Source organism: Lysinibacillus xylanilyticus, from assembly GCF_001183605.1.
Classification (GTDB): Bacteria; Bacillota; Bacilli; order Bacillales_A; family Planococcaceae; genus Lysinibacillus; species Lysinibacillus xylanilyticus.
Window position 1 is genome coordinate 441008 of sequence record NZ_LFXJ01000008.1, and the last position, 15384, is coordinate 456391.

Consider the following 15384-nt stretch of genomic DNA (forward strand, 5'->3'; position numbering starts at 1 on the left):
CGCCTTCGTGACCAACATCGGTGCTGTTGCTGCCGCTACGTTGCACTACGCTTTCGCACAGAATGAAACCCCTGTTGCTGTCGCTACGTTACACTACGCTTTCGCACAGAATGAAACCCTTTTGTTGCCGCTTCGCTTTCGCGTAAAAAACATCTGTTGGCCCGAGACCCTGGAGCGAAGCGGCTCATCGGACGCCCCCAGGAAGCTTTGCTCTGTGCGAAAGCGAAGCGACAGCAACAATGTTTTAACTGCACGAAAGCGAAGCGACAGCGACANCCGCTACGTTGCACTACGCTTTCGCACAGAATGAAACCCCTGTTGCTGTCGCTACGTTACACTACGCTTTCGCACAGAATGAAACCCTTTTGTTGCCGCTTCGCTTTCGCGTAAAAAACATCTGTTGGCCCGAGACCCTGGAGCGAAGCGGCTCATCGGACGCCCCCAGGAAGCTTTGCTCTGTGCGAAAGCGAAGCGACAGCAACAATGTTTTAACTGCACGAAAGCGAAGCGACAGCGACAAATGTTTTATCTGCGCGAAAGCGAAGCGACAGCAACAAAGCTCCAGTCAGAACGGAAATCAACCCCACGTTATGGTGATGGGCTTTCATTATTAGTCTTAGCACTTTCTATAAATAATTTATCTTTTCAACGCATGAATGATAATGTAAGATGAAATTGACTCCATATGATTACCTTTTGCAAAGGAAAGGATGTTATTTGATGATCCAATCTTTTTGGCAAAAGTATAAAAAAAGTATGTTGCTCCCCGGCATACTTATAATCAGTGGACTCTGTTACTTCTTTTTTTCGAGTTCTGACTCTTCACCTCCCCAAGAAGAGCTCATCGAAACAATCCAACCTATTGAACAACCTGATATGAAAGAATCTGTTGAGGAAGCGGTCATACAGCAGGTATTTGTTGATATAAAGGGTGCTGTTATGTATCCAGGTGTCTATGAGTTACAGACTGACCAGCGAATTATAGATGCAGTAAAGCTTGCAGGTGGCTACACTCAGGATGCTGATACGCAACTCATTAATCATGCGCAAAAAGTTGAGGATGAGATGGTTATTTACATTCCTCAAAAGGGTGAAAAGCTAGACGAAATTACTCCTAATCTCTTGGAAATGCCTACTAGTGGAACATCACAAGGTGACAACGGTATGAAAGACCAAAAGGTCAATTTAAATAAAGCAGATGAAGCAATGCTTACGACATTATCAGGTATTGGTCCATCAAAGGCGCAAAGCATTATTTCGTACCGTGAGGAGAATGGTGGCTTTAAAACAATTGAGGATTTAAAAAAAGTGAGTGGTATTGGCGACAAAACATTTGAGAAACTAAAGGATTTTATTACAGTTAAGTAATGACAGTAAGTTTTATGATATTGACGACTCTTTTCAAAAAGGGCTACACTGATAGTAGAAAAGGACTGTTGCAATAAAAGCACAGCGTAAATAATCAATATAAGTAAATTTTCGGAGGTAGTCATATGGAGCGAATTACTTGGGATCAATTTTTCATGGCGCAAAGCCATTTACTCGCATTACGTAGTACATGTACAAGACTTGCGGTAGGAGCAACTGTCGTTAGGGATAAGCGAATTATTGCAGGTGGCTATAATGGTTCAATTACAGGTGATGAACATTGTATTGAACAAGGCTGCTACGTTGTTGATAACCATTGTGTACGTACAGTGCATGCTGAGATGAATGCACTGCTACAATGTGCTAAATATGGTACGCCTACAAAAGGTGCAGACTTATATGTTACACATTTCCCGTGTCTGCCATGTACGAAATCTATTATTCAAGCAGGTATTGAACGTGTGTATTACGCTACCGATTATAAAAATAACCCTTATGCACAAGAATTATTTGAAAAAGCAGGTGTAGAGGTTGTACACGTTCCGTTTGATGAACGCAAAATCGACTTTTTAAGCGAAGAAAAATTAGCCTTGTATATAGACATGCTAAACGAGCTACGTGAGAGTGGTATGCCTGCAGAAAAATTGCTCCCATATGAACAGAAGGTGAGTGCATTATTTGGCAAAGAGCTTTAAAGCATAAATGGATTTACGTAGCACTAGCTGTACTTGTTGCTTCAATAGCGGCACACAAGTCAGCTTGGCTACTCTCTATACTTCTGTTTTTAGCGTTATGGCTTAAATTGAAAGGTGAAACACGTTTAATTTCAGCGCTTGTTATCATCAGTGGATTTCTTTCCTATTTCTTCATTATTACATTTCAATTGACGGAATCTCCCCCTCTACCGTCAGCATTCCAAATAACTTGGTCGAGTGAATATAAAATAACTGGTCAAAAGCTTAGAGGCTTTGTCAAAACTGAAACAGGTGAGAAGCTGTATGTCGTCTTTACATTTTCATCAGAAGAAGAGAAAAGCTTTTATGAAACTACTTCATTGACAGGTAGGACCTATCTAGTTCAAGGAGAACTTATAGCACCTCTTCCTCCTGCACATGCGTATGCGTTTTCTATGGAAAAATATTTGATAAGTAAAGGTGCCAGGGGAATATTTGAAATTTCAAGCTGGACCTTTATAGAAGAGAATAAATCCATTCGTTCGTTTCTTGCTAAACAGAGACACTCTATGAAAAAACATATTGAAACAACATTCCCAGAGTCACTAGTTGCAGAGGCACAAGCACTTCTAATAGGATCACAGGATCAAGTCGATCATGAGCTTCAGAGAGCCTATCAAAAGCTTGGTATCACACATCTATTTGCTATCTCTGGTCTGCATGTGGCGCTTGTCTCATGGTTGTTTTTTGAAGGTCTTTTACGTATAGGCATACGGAAGGAAATGGCGACTATAGTTTTGCTCATCGTCTTACCTATCTATGGGGTGCTAGCTGGCGGTGCTCCTTCTGTATGGCGTGCAGTATCTGTCGTAGAATTAGTCATGCTGATGCGTTACGCTAGGTGGCAAATATCGATTGATGATGCCCTAGCAATTAGTTTTCTTTGCTTTGTCCTACTTGAACCAGGTGTCATTTATCAGATCGGCTTTCAATTGTCATATTTAGCAACGGTTAGTCTTGTCTATTCTGGCGTCATTTTAAGAAGATCCTCGAACTGGTTAATCCGTTCATTTTTCATTACATTTGTGTGCCAGCTTCTTGTTTATCCATTATTACTTCATCATTTTTATGAAATTTCAATTTCTTCATTTTTAGCAAATATTATTTTCGTACCTCTATTTTCCTTTGTTATTTTGCCCTTAAATATTGCTATGTTTGTAATAACGTTTATATCAATGCCAGTAGCAAAAGCTTTGTTTGTTGGGTACGAGCCGCTCCGAGTTTGGCTTACAAAGTTTATATTATATCTTCAGGAATTGCCGTTTCAGCTGTGGTCGCCAGGGAAGCCTGCTATATGGCTTATTTGCGTGGCTTTGATAAGTGTATTAGCGGGTTTCTATTTTATCGAAATAAAACATTATGGTAAATTTGCAGTTGTCATGTTCATTCCTGCATTATGTATTCATTTATCGCCAATGTTGTTTAACGAAACTAAGCTTACATTTTTAAACGTTGGTCAGGGTGATTGTACTGTTATTGAATTACCGTTTAGAAGGGCTGTATATGTTATTGATTCAGGCGGCTTACTACGCTTTGAGCAAGAAGGATGGAAGACTTCAGAAAGCCCATATGAGGTTGGGAGACAAGTTGTTGTACCGTTTTTGAAAGGTAGAGGGATACGGGACATTGATATTTTTATCGCCACTCATGCGGATGCCGATCACGTAGAGGGAGCTGAAGAGATTTTGCAAGAGATTAACATGCGTGAAATTCACCTCACTCCTGGTTCAATGGATAAACCTGTAATGCGGGATTTACTGATGGAAGCCAAAAAGCAGAAAGTTCCTGTGAAAGAAAAAATGCAGGGGACAGCGTGGCGCGTAGGAGAAACTAGTTTTTATTATCTCTGGCCCCGTGACACCCTTTATGAGGGTAATGATGATTCAATTGTTTTATATATGCAACAGGGGTCATTTAGAGCATTGTTAACGGGTGACTTAGAGGAACATGGTGAACAGGAGCTTATTCATCTTTACAACAAGCTATTAGCGAATATGACATTGTTGAAGGCTGGACACCATGGGAGTAAAACATCAAGTATTGAGCCTTTTGTAGAGCTGTTACGACCTGAATTAACCATTTTCAGCGCTGGGCTTAATAATCGCTATCGTCATCCGCATGATGAGGTTGTGAAGCGTTTTACAAGTCGAGATTTATTTATATTAACAACAGGAATAGTTGGGACGATTGAAGTAAAAATTCGTGGAAATAGTTGGTCTGTGCAAAAGGAAAAAGACCTTGTCCCAATGAGCAAGGTCTTTTACCTCGTACATTACATTTAATTATCTAGATGCTACTTCTACTACTATTGCGATGAGAAACATAATTGCAAACATTCCGAATGATACACCGAAGCCAACTCCAGAATCGATTGCATCGTTACGGCGACATTGTATGTTTTTTCCTTCAAATGGATTCATTGTTATCCCTCCAATTCTGTTATTTATTATAAGACATCGTTTTCATAAAAGCTATATCGAAAAGGAGAATTTACCATGTGGCAAAGAATCGACACAATTCGGTCAAAGTCACAAAGGAATTCAAATCATGTATACTAGTAGTATTGCTAGATGGAGGGAAAATTATGATTTCAACGGTTTGGAATAATATCAAAAAAGGAGAGCTCTCACCAGTTTATTTACTCGTGGGTGAGGAAGGCTATTTTATAGATGAAACAGTTAAACGGTTAAAAGAAGCAATTGGACCCGAAGAAGAGATAGAGATGTCAACATTTGATTTGGAAGAAGTGCCAGTGGATGCCGTTATGGATGAAGCAGATACAATTCCTTTTTTCTCTGAGCGGAAGCTAATCATTGCTAAAAACGCATCCTTTTTAAAGGCAACCGAAAAAGGAAAAGAAAAAATTGACCATGATATTAAACGCTTAGAAGCATGGCTTGCTAATCCTTCTGATTTTTCAGTAACAGTTTTTATCGCACCTTATGAAAAATTGGATGAACGTAAAAAAGTGACAAAGATGATGAAGGAGCATGCGTTTTTAGTCCAAGCTGAAACACCGAAGGAGCAGGACTTAGCTGTGTGGATACAGAGTATAGTTAAAGCGGAGGGCAACAGCATTTCACAAAATGCGATTGAGCAGCTTGTCTCAATGGTTGGAGCGAATATGCTACAGTTGCAAATGGAAATTGAGAAGCTAACTCTTTATATAGGAGATGGTGGTGAAATAACTACTACGCTAGTCGAGGATTTAGTGGCAAAAACGTTAGAGCAGGATGCCTTTAAAATGTTAAATGCTTATTTTGCGAACGATTCTGTAGGGGCACTTTCTATTTATCACGATTTACTACGTCAAAAGCAAGAGCCTATCATGCTTGTTGGATTGCTTGCATCAAATGTACGTACGATGTCCAATGTTTTTTATTTATTAAAAAAGGGCTATCATCCACAGCAAATCGCAAAAAATTTAAAAATACATCCTTATCGTGTCAAGTTGATGGTTGAGCAGCGAAATCGTCCATCAGAGGAAAGCTTATTGAAGGCGTTATATCAGTTAGCAGAGGTCGATTTACAACTGAAATCAACAGGAGGCAATCGTGAGCGTTATTTAGAACTCTTTTTATTGCGTCAACTTTAAGGGTATAGCGATAAGAAAACATCTATTGATGAGCTGTCCGAAGCAATATGGGCAGCTCTTTAAAGTAAGTACAATAGTGGGATAATGAAGTTACGACAAGGCGTAATTAATTTTCTTATAAATTAAAAAGATCAGCTACTCCTAATAGAGTAAACTGATCTTTTTTAACAATTACGCTTTTTTAGCAAGGCGAGACTTTTTACGAGCCGCCGCGTTTTTGTGGATAAGTCCTTTTGAAGCTGCTTTATCTAAAGATTTATAAGCTGCTTGTAAAAGTTCTTGCGTGTTTTCAGCTTTAGCAGCAACAGCGTTTTCAGCTTTTTTCACTGTAGTACGCATTGCAGATTTAGCTTGAGTGTTAGCAGCGTTAGCTTTTTCGTTAACTTTTACGCGTTTAATCGCAGATTTAATGTTTGGCATATGTTTCACCTCCTAAAATAGGTACGAGATGATATCTTCTCATTGATTTCTTGTGTCAATACAACAAAAATCATTTTAACAAACGCTTGGACAAATTGCAATAGATAAATGCAAAGAATATTTACTTGACAGTTTGAACAAACTACAGTTGAGGTGAACTGTATGCAAAATTTTAATTGGCAACGTACGGATTTGATTGATGAGTCTGAAGAGGTAGTTTTACATCAAACGAAAGAACAAAAGGATACGCTTAAAGAGTCGAGTGGTATTCAAATTGAAGATCGCAATACTGGTCGGGTAAAAATCACTGATGTGCTCGTTAATGCAGAAGGTGAGAAGCAAATTGGAAAGAAGAAAGGGCAGTACATTACTCTTTCTGTGCCTACTTTGACACTAGAAGATCAGGATGGATTTGAGCAGCTTGAAAAAGAATTACTTGTGAATTTTAAAAATATGCATGAATCTATGTCATGGAAAGAAGATGACAAAATTTTAATTATCGGTTTAGGGAATCGTACAATTACACCAGATGCTATAGGACCGTATCTTATTGATCATTTGCATAGTTTAGATGTAATTGATGAAAAATTCGTCATGTATGCGCCTGGTGTAACGGGGCAAACAGGATATGAAACTGGTGAATTTGTAGCGGCGTTGGCAGAGCGGCTTAAACCTAAATTAATTATTGTCGTGGACGCACTTGCAACGAGAGCTAGTGATCGCTTATGTAAAACAATTCAATTAACGGATACAGGAATACACCCTGGTTCAGGTGTAGGAAATCAGCGTAAGGAAATTTCATATGAGATGCTTGGTATTCCTGTTACCGCAATTGGTGTCCCAACAGTAGTTGATGCACCTGTATTAATTGCGGATGCTGTAGAGGTAATGTTACGTTCTATAGCTGCACGGGTGGCAGAGCGGAGTAAACCTTCATCGAAATTGTCATTGTCGTCTTGGCAACCAGATATAAATAAAGAACTAGATATGTCTTTAGTTGAGCCGATTTTTGGTGAATGGGCTACGTGGTCTAAAGAAGAGCGTCAGGAATTGTTTGCAGAGACTTTCGCAGCCTCGCATAAACAGCTGATGGTTACGCCAAAGGAAGCGGATTATTGGGTAGATAAATATGCAATACTCGTGTCATCTATGCTTATGAAATGGGCCAATAATCTATAATTTTTTTCGTTCTAAAAGTCACACCCCCTCCATACGATATGTGGAGGAGGGTGTGACTTTGCTAAAAAAACTACAGTGGTCATTTGGTTTATTATTGTTCTTCTTCGTATTACCTGTCATTGCTGGGCAACTTCCGTTCAACAAGCAAGCATCGACTCCGATTAAAGAACCAGAGGATAAACAAGTCGTGTATGCCGCTACTAATTTAGCTGAACAAAGTGCACTGGAGCAGACAAAAGAGGAAACTAAAGAGGAAACACAAGATCAAACAAAAGTGGAAACACAAGATCAAACACAAGATCAAACACAAGATTCATCAAAAGATCCATTTAAGGTATTGTTATTATTTACGCATTCACAGGAATCATATCAACCAGTGGTGAAGGCTGCTAGCGGGAAAGCAGCCGTTTATGATGAAAAAACAAATATTTTAAATTTAAAAGATACTATTTCTAAGCATTTTAGCATGAATGGTATACAAACGGACGTTTTAGATGTTGATGTTATGAAGGAACTAAAACTTAAAGGGAAAAGTTTTCCGGATTCTTACAACTTTGTACGTCCTTATTTAGAAAAACGTTTACAAGAGCAATCCTACGATTTAGTTATTGATTTGCATCGAGATTCTGCCAAGAAAAATGCGACAACTTTAACATATAACAATGAATCCTATGCACGGATTGCAATTGTTATTGGTGCAGAACATAAGAATTATAGATGGAATACTGCTTATGCAGAAAGTCTATCTGCTGCAATGAATGAAATTGTGCCAAAGATTTCTAGAGGTGTTATATCAAAAAGTGGTGACAATGTAGATGGACGTTATAATCAAGATTTGACAAAAGAAATGATATTAATTGAACTGGGTGGAATTGACAATACGGGAGAAGAATTGAATCGTACAATTGCTGTAATAGGAAAAGCTATATCAAAATCCTTCATTACAGGAAAACAACAATAATTTTAATTTGGAATTGGCGAAAGCAGGGATTTTTTATAGCCTTCTTTTTGCCAATTTTCTGTTGAAACGTTGCACTTAAAAATTTTTTGGACAAAGTATGAAAATTGAATGATTGTTAACAAAAATACCAGGAATTTTTTTTTAGAAAAAATAGTTGTAAAGCCTTTTAATTATTCATTTCTTGCCTTATAATTTTCGAGTCAGCACATAAAGATTTGACGATGAGCTGTAAAAGTTTTGTATCGGCATATGCAATAGGCGAAATACGCTTTTAAAGCATCTACCATTTTGGAGATGCTTTTTTGATGGATAAAATATGAAAAAGATTAACCTTTATTTTTAAAAAGATGAAGGAAAACATACATATGAAAAGTTTATTTTCGAGTTGTTTAGTGATCACAAGAATATTTAAAGATATCGTAAACTTTTATTTATACTCATCCGTCATTTATATAAGTGAATGTACCGAATCATTAGTTAAAAGGGGACGATATTGACTTTAAAAAATTTACACTATAAAAAGGTTTGTAGATTATCGGAAGAAGAGGAAGGAATATTATGTCAGGCAAGACAGTCAATCATCGTTATATCCCCGGGTTAGATGGGATTCGAGCTTTAGCAGTACTAGCTGTGATAGCTTATCATTTTAACTTCAAATGGGCCAGTGGTGGGTTCCTAGGGGTTGATATCTTTTTTGTTTTATCAGGTTACTTAATAACCTCTACTATTTTACCTTTAAAAGGAAATCAGTTAACAGTAGGGCTAGGTAAATTTTGGATTGGTCGATTTCGACGCTTATTACCTGCTGCGTACGTAATGATCATTACTTCATTCGCTTGGGCTACCTTATTTCATAAGGAACTTCTAAATACATTGCGCGGAGACGCAATTTCCTCTATTTTTTATTCAAGTAATTGGTGGTTCATTTTTCATAAGCTCTCTTATTTTGATAGCTTTGGATCCCCTTCACCTATAAAAAATCTATGGTCTTTAGCGATTGAAGAACAATTTTATCTTATTTGGCCAATTCTGTTAATGCTAGGGCTTTATCTTGTTAAAAAACAGAGTAAATTAGCCATTTTTATCTTTATCGGTGCAATATGCTCAGCTGTTTTAATGGGCGTACTGTATGAGCCAGGAGCTGATCCTAGCCGTATTTATTACGGGACAGATACACGATCCTTTGAATTACTTATAGGTTGCTGGCTAGCTCTCATTTGGCCGATGAAAAGACTATCTTCTCAAAAACTATCTACTGACCATGTCAATAAACTAAACGCTATAAGTTTGGTAGCTTTTAGTATTTTCATTTTAAGTATTATTTTTGTAGATGAATATCAAACTTTCTTATATAGAGGAGGCATGTTCCTTTTCTGTCTGAATGCAGCAATATTAATAGCGTGTGTATGCCATCCGATTAGCATTTTAGGAAAATTACTTTCTTTGAAGCCTCTACGTTGGATTGGTTCAAGATCGTATGGAATTTATCTATGGCATTATCCGATTATGGTGTTGGGCACTCCAGTCCATGAAATAGGTAATCCTGCATACTGGCGAGTTGCTTTACAGCTAGTTCTTATTTTAATTATCGCTGAATTATCATATCGTTTTATCGAAATGCCAATACGGAAGGAAGGATTCCGCTCCTATTATCGACAGTATCTTGTATTTAATAAAAATAAATGGGGCAGCTTTTCATTTACTAGAAAAATTTCTACGGTGCTTGTTCCACTATTCCTTCTAGTATTTTTTACTGGAATGACAGGCGTTGTAGGAGAAGAACAAACACAATCAAAAGAATCTAAGCCAACAGAAATTATAATAAATGGTGGAGAACAACCTTCGAAGCATAATGACTCAGTAGCGGAAAAAGAAACTACAGAAAGCGATTCATCGAATGTTGAGAACGAAAAAATTGAAACTAACCCTCAATCGGACAAAGAAGAACCTAAGCAAGGAGAAAATGATGCAACTGCTAACCCTAATGAATCCTATAATGGGATATTAGCTATTGGAGATTCTTTAATGATAGATATTGCTACAAGCTTACATAATATCTATCCTAACATTACAATTGATGCAAAAATTGGTCGTCAAGTTTCACAAGCTGTCGAACTTGCACCAAATTATGCTAGTTTTAATCAGCCAAATAAAGCAGTTATTATTCAACTTGGCACAAATGGTTTCTTTACGAATGATCAGATCGAAACACTACTTGAAGCTTTCTCCAATGCAGATATTTACTTAGTGAATACTCGGGTACCGCGTTCTTGGGAAGGTAAAGTGAATTATTCATTACAACAAAAAGCTCAAGAGCATAATAATATTACATTGATTGATTGGCATTCTGCTGCTATCAACCATCCAGAATTCTTTGCTCCAGATGGCGTACATTTAGAACAAAAAGGTGTTAATACGTTAACAAACCTTATCCAACAAACAATAAATATATAATTAGTAATAAAATATCCAGAGTGCACGTAAGTGTAGCTGGATATTTTTTGCAGGAAAATCTTAAGCACTCTTTATCATTTTTTTATTGATTGCAGAGGAAATGGCACGCTATTTACTGTACTTTATTGTCAGTACATATTTGCGTAAAAAAAAGAAAGATTAATGATCCTAGTTACAAACCATTTTTAGATGCACAATAAATGACAAAGAAATTAAATAATCCAGCTATATATAAATAGTTGTTTGCATCCATTTTTCTGATAAATAACCACAATATTTAGATAATTAGGATGAGTTAAAGGGGATACTGAATGTGTGAGGTTTTTAAATATGAAATAATACATTTGATTGAGCTCGATTCATTCTAGTTTGTTCCTCGAAAGAAAGATAGAATATTCAAAATAATTTGACGCTTCTACTTATCTTTGATAATATGAAATCGCATACGTCACTTAGATATAAACTGGGGGGAGTAAATCAAATGGTGAAAACTCTGTACAAATTAGATTTAAGCAAATCAATGGAAGAACAGGCACATCCTGGTCACAATCGATGGCACCCAGACATACCAGCAGCATTTTCAGTAGATCCAGGCACTTCTTTTAGAATGGAATGTAAAGACTGGACAGATGGACAAATTAAAAATGATGATAGTCCAAATGATATTCGGGATGTGAATCTTGCACGTGTTCATGTGTTGAGTGGACCGGTCTATGTGAACGGCGTTGAACCTGGAGATTTACTTGTCGTAGATATTTTAGATATTGGTACTTTTCAAGATTCGGCGTGGGGGTTTAACGGCATTTTCGCAAGAGAGAATGGGGGAAGTTTCTTAGTTGACGAATTTCCAGAAGCAGCTAAATCAATCTGGGATTTTGAAGGCATTTATACCACTTCGAGACATGTACCTGGTGTGAAGTTTGCTGGGATTATCCATCCTGGCTTAATAGGCGTTGCTCCCTCTATGGAACTTTTGCAAAAATGGAATGAACGAGAAAAAGAACTCATCATGACCAACCCGGGCCGGGTTCCAACATTGGCCAATGCACCGACTCCGGAGAGGGCAGTGCTCGGCACATTAAAAGGGACTGAGTTTGATCGAGTAGCTAAGGAAGGAGCTCGAACAGTACCACCAAGGGAAAATGGCGGGAACTGTGATATTAAAAATCTATCTAAAGGGTCGAAAATCTTCTTCCCAGTATTTGTGGAGGGAGCGAAGTTATCGGTAGGAGATCTTCATTTTTCACAAGGGGATGGAGAAATCACATTTTGTGGTGGTATCGAGATGGCAGGATGGATTGATCTAAAGGTGGATGTCATTAAAGGTGGCATGGAAACCTATAAAATTTACGAAAATCCTGTATTCCAACCGGGCCCAGTAGATCCAAACTATAATGATTTCCTCGTTTTCCAAGGGATTTCAGTAGATAATAAGGATGGGAAACAACATTATTTAGATGCTACTCTTGCGTTTCGTCGGGCATGCTTGAATGCCATTGAGTATTTAAAAACGCTGGGTTATACAGGTGAACAAGCCTATATGCTGCTGAGTACAGCACCAGTTGAAAGTCGAATCAATGGCATAGTCGATGTTCCAAATGCTTGTTGTACCATTGCAATCCCTACAAAAATATTCGATAAAAATATTATGCCAAAATGATAGGATAAGGAGGTTTATTCTTGCCTAGTTACACATTTCGATGCAATGATTGTGGAGATTTTACGTTATTTTTTAAATCAATGGCAGGGAATAAAGACAAATCAACTTGTCCTATTTGCCAATTAGAGTCAAATCGGGTCTATTTTGCACCGAATGTGTATTCACTTTCGAGAGCACTTAGTTCGCAAATCGAAAAGGGAATGGAGCCGCAAATTATGAGTCGAAAAGAATTAGGGCCCAATAAGCCAAGGAAAAAGGCGGGTGCAAATCGTCCGTGGCAATTCGGGTAAGCGCCTGTTGCTTTACTGAATATATTGGATAAAGATGCTATTCTATCATTCAGCGAAGGCGCCTACTGTGATAGGTGAAAATAATAAGACTGACAGTAGTTTTCTGTTTAGTTTATTGCGGGTGGTATCCCCAAGCGCCGAGCGTTGTCGGTAGGATTTTTTATCAGATCCCGACAGAAGACTCCCACTTCAAGCGTTAGCTAAGTGACGAGTAGTTCAATTCAACGTATATTAATCATCTCTATACGACAAAATAGCTGATTGCCCGTTGTAAAATGGCCAATCAGCTTTTTGTGGAGTCTTGAAGTGCATTATTAAAGCGCCAAGCGGTTTAACAGCTGGCCTGGACATAACTTAGACACAATTCTGACAAACGGAGAGGCATAACATTTGTTATTTAAAGTAATTTGTTCGATTTCAAATAATAAGTTAGAACCGTAACATAATCCGCGAATATCTTCATCAATCATCAGTGTATAGATCTCTAACCAATTCCAACAAATTTCTCCTAATATGCCGCCGTGGATTTGATTAAGCAATTAGCCTCAATCTTTCTTACTCACACATTCCTGTACACACGCTCGCCGTTTTCATCAGCCTCAATCAGCCCCACACTATTTCTTTTAAATGCATTGTTTTGCAGAGGAACGGCACACTATTTAGAATAATCATTGATTTAACAGCATTTATGCCGTTCTATTGTTGTGGTTTGTATAAGGTTCATAGTATAATTTATTATAGTTTAATTAGGAGTGGAAAAGATGAACCGAGAAGCACGTTTAAAAAGACAAGAGAATATCCGAAATTTCTCTATTATTGCACATATTGACCACGGGAAATCAACGCTTGCTGACCGTATTTTAGAGCAAACGAAATCATTAACATCTCGTGAAATGAAAGCACAGCTCCTTGACTCAATGGATTTAGAGCGTGAGCGAGGCATTACGATTAAATTAAATGCAGTCCAATTAAAATATGAAGCGAAAGATGGCGAAGTGTATATATTCCATTTAATCGACACACCAGGACACGTCGATTTCACATACGAAGTATCACGTAGTTTAGCTGCATGTGAGGGCGCAATTTTAGTTGTGGACGCAGCACAAGGTATTGAAGCGCAAACATTAGCAAATGTTTATTTAGCCCTTGATAATGACCTAGAAATTTTACCAGTTATCAATAAAATCGATCTACCAGCAGCAGATCCAGAACGTGTACGTCAAGAAGTTGAAGATGTAATCGGATTAGATGCTTCTGAAGCGGTACTAGCTTCTGCCAAGGCTGGCATCGGAATTGAAGATATTTTAGAGCAAATTGTAGAGAAGGTACCTGCACCAACTGGTGATCCAGATGCACCACTACAAGCCCTTATTTTTGACTCTATTTATGATGCTTATAAAGGTGTTATTATTTCCATTCGAATCATGAATGGTACTGTAAAACCTGGCGATAAAATTCGTATGATGGCTACTGGAGCAGAATTTGAAGTTATAGAAGTAGGGGTACACACACCAAAAGTTGTATCACAGACTGAACTAACAGTAGGTGACGTAGGCTATTTAACAGCATCCATTAAAAATGTAGGTGATACTCGTGTGGGGGATACAGTTACATTTGCTAATCGCCCTGCATCTGAGCCATTAGCAGGTTATCGCCGTTTAAATCCAATGGTTTACTGTGGACTATACCCAATCGATACAGCAAAATATAATGACTTACGTGAAGCGTTAGAAAAGCTAGAGCTCAATGACTCAGCACTACAATATGAACCAGAGACATCACAAGCACTTGGTTTCGGTTTCCGTTGTGGCTTCTTAGGGCTTCTACATATGGAAATTATTCAAGAGCGTATCGAGCGCGAATTTAACATTGATTTAATTACAACAGCACCTTCTGTAATTTACAATGTTCAAATGACGGATGGATCTACAATTAAGGTTGACAACCCATCATTTATGCCGGATCCTCAAAAAATTGATCGAGTGGAAGAACCATATGTAAAAGCTACAATTATGGTACCAAACGATTATGTAGGAGCTGTTATGGAGCTTTGTCAATTAAAGCGCGGTAATTTTATGACGATGGATTATATTGATACGACACGTGTCAGCATTGTTTATGAAATGCCGTTATCAGAAATCGTTTATGATTTCTTTGATTATTTAAAATCAAATACGAAGGGCTATGCATCATTCGACTACGAACTTATTGGTTACCAGACTTCAAAACTAGTGAAGATGGATATCTTATTAAATGGTGAGCAAGTCGATGCACTAAGCTTTATCGTACACCGTGACTTTGCGTACGAGCGTGGTAAAATCATCGTTGAAAAGTTGAAAGAATTAATCCCACGTCAACAATTTGAAGTGCCAATTCAAGCAGCAGTTGGTCAAAAAATTGTGGCTCGTTCAACAATTAAAGCCATGCGTAAAAACGTATTAGCGAAATGTTACGGTGGAGATATTTCCCGTAAACGAAAACTTCTTGATAAACAAAAAGAAGGTAAAAAACGTATGAAACAAGTAGGTTCAGTCGAAGTACCACAAGAAGCATTCATGGCTGTTCTGAAGATGGATGATTCGAAGTAACGTTGATATAACAACGTTTATAAGGATTTGAATTGTGTGTTTTTATATTAGTATGGTGGAAGTTGCCACCGATTTGCCACCGCTTTTAAATTGTGACAGCAATTTATAAATCTTTTGCGATGGAATCAAAAATAT

The 15384-nt window shown here is 37.8% G+C and carries 13 protein-coding genes and 1 pseudogene; 11 read left to right on the forward strand and 3 right to left on the reverse strand.

Features of this window, described 5'->3' with window-relative positions:
* Positions 1-458: 458 nt before the first annotated feature.
* The 4 genes from ACZ11_RS27090 to ACZ11_RS17240 all read left to right on the forward strand — a co-directional run bounded on the left by ACZ11_RS27090 (position 459) and on the right by ACZ11_RS17240 (position 4384).
* Complete coding sequence (locus ACZ11_RS27090) at positions 459-614, forward strand: hypothetical protein (protein WP_236690895.1); 156 nt, start codon at positions 459-461, stop codon at positions 612-614.
* Between the two features lie 106 nt (positions 615-720).
* Positions 721-1368, forward strand: coding sequence for a helix-hairpin-helix domain-containing protein (locus ACZ11_RS17230; RefSeq protein ID WP_049667755.1), 648 nt, complete (start codon positions 721-723; stop codon positions 1366-1368).
* A 125-nt stretch (positions 1369-1493) separates the two neighbouring features.
* A complete protein-coding gene (locus ACZ11_RS17235) occupies positions 1494-2063 on the forward strand; it encodes a ComE operon protein 2 (RefSeq protein ID WP_049667756.1) in 570 nt (189 codons plus the stop codon).
* A 107-nt stretch (positions 2064-2170) separates the two neighbouring features.
* Positions 2171-4384: a DNA internalization-related competence protein ComEC/Rec2 gene (locus tag ACZ11_RS17240; RefSeq protein WP_236690896.1), complete on the forward strand. Its 2214-nt coding sequence runs from the start codon at positions 2171-2173 to the stop codon at positions 4382-4384.
* Here the strand turns inward: ACZ11_RS17240 and ACZ11_RS25340 are convergent, their stop codons facing one another.
* The gene (locus ACZ11_RS25340) at positions 4385-4522 is read right to left on the reverse strand and encodes a YqzM family protein (protein WP_049667758.1); all 138 of its coding nucleotides are present in this window, start codon (positions 4520-4522) and stop codon (positions 4385-4387) included.
* A 164-nt stretch (positions 4523-4686) separates the two neighbouring features.
* On the opposite strand from ACZ11_RS25340, the gene holA reads away from it, so the two are divergent.
* Entirely contained in the window at positions 4687-5697 is a 1011-nt protein-coding gene (holA, locus tag ACZ11_RS17250; RefSeq protein ID WP_049667759.1) for a DNA polymerase III subunit delta, read from the forward strand.
* A 171-nt stretch (positions 5698-5868) separates the two neighbouring features.
* Here the strand turns inward: holA and rpsT are convergent, their stop codons facing one another.
* Complete coding sequence (gene rpsT, locus ACZ11_RS17255; RefSeq protein ID WP_049667760.1) at positions 5869-6117, reverse strand: 30S ribosomal protein S20; 249 nt, start codon at positions 6115-6117, stop codon at positions 5869-5871.
* A 162-nt stretch (positions 6118-6279) separates the two neighbouring features.
* Between rpsT and gpr the strand changes: the two genes are divergently transcribed.
* The 5 genes from gpr (at position 6280) to ACZ11_RS17280 (ending at position 12661) form a co-directional block, all read left to right on the forward strand.
* A complete protein-coding gene (gene gpr / locus ACZ11_RS17260; protein WP_049667761.1) occupies positions 6280-7296 on the forward strand; it encodes a GPR endopeptidase in 1017 nt (338 codons plus the stop codon).
* A gap of 52 nt (positions 7297-7348) precedes the next feature.
* A complete protein-coding gene (gene spoIIP / locus ACZ11_RS17265; protein ID WP_236690897.1) occupies positions 7349-8257 on the forward strand; it encodes a stage II sporulation protein P in 909 nt (302 codons plus the stop codon).
* 558 nt (positions 8258-8815) lie between these two features.
* Positions 8816-10711: an acyltransferase family protein gene (locus ACZ11_RS17270; protein WP_049667763.1), complete on the forward strand. Its 1896-nt coding sequence runs from the start codon at positions 8816-8818 to the stop codon at positions 10709-10711.
* Between the two features lie 481 nt (positions 10712-11192).
* The gene (fmdA, locus tag ACZ11_RS17275; protein WP_049667764.1) at positions 11193-12371 is read left to right on the forward strand and encodes a formamidase; all 1179 of its coding nucleotides are present in this window, start codon (positions 11193-11195) and stop codon (positions 12369-12371) included.
* 20 nt (positions 12372-12391) lie between these two features.
* Complete coding sequence (locus ACZ11_RS17280; protein ID WP_049667765.1) at positions 12392-12661, forward strand: FmdB family zinc ribbon protein; 270 nt, start codon at positions 12392-12394, stop codon at positions 12659-12661.
* Positions 12662-13047: 386 nt separating this feature from the next.
* On the opposite strand, the pseudogene ACZ11_RS27095 reads toward ACZ11_RS17280, so the two are convergent.
* A pseudogene (locus tag ACZ11_RS27095) lies at positions 13048-13194 on the reverse strand (GNAT family N-acetyltransferase); the annotation flags it as partial.
* Positions 13195-13422: 228 nt separating this feature from the next.
* Between ACZ11_RS27095 and lepA the strand changes: the two are divergent.
* Positions 13423-15249, forward strand: coding sequence for a translation elongation factor 4 (lepA, locus tag ACZ11_RS17285; protein ID WP_049667766.1), 1827 nt, complete (start codon positions 13423-13425; stop codon positions 15247-15249).
* Positions 15250-15384 lie beyond the last annotated feature (135 nt).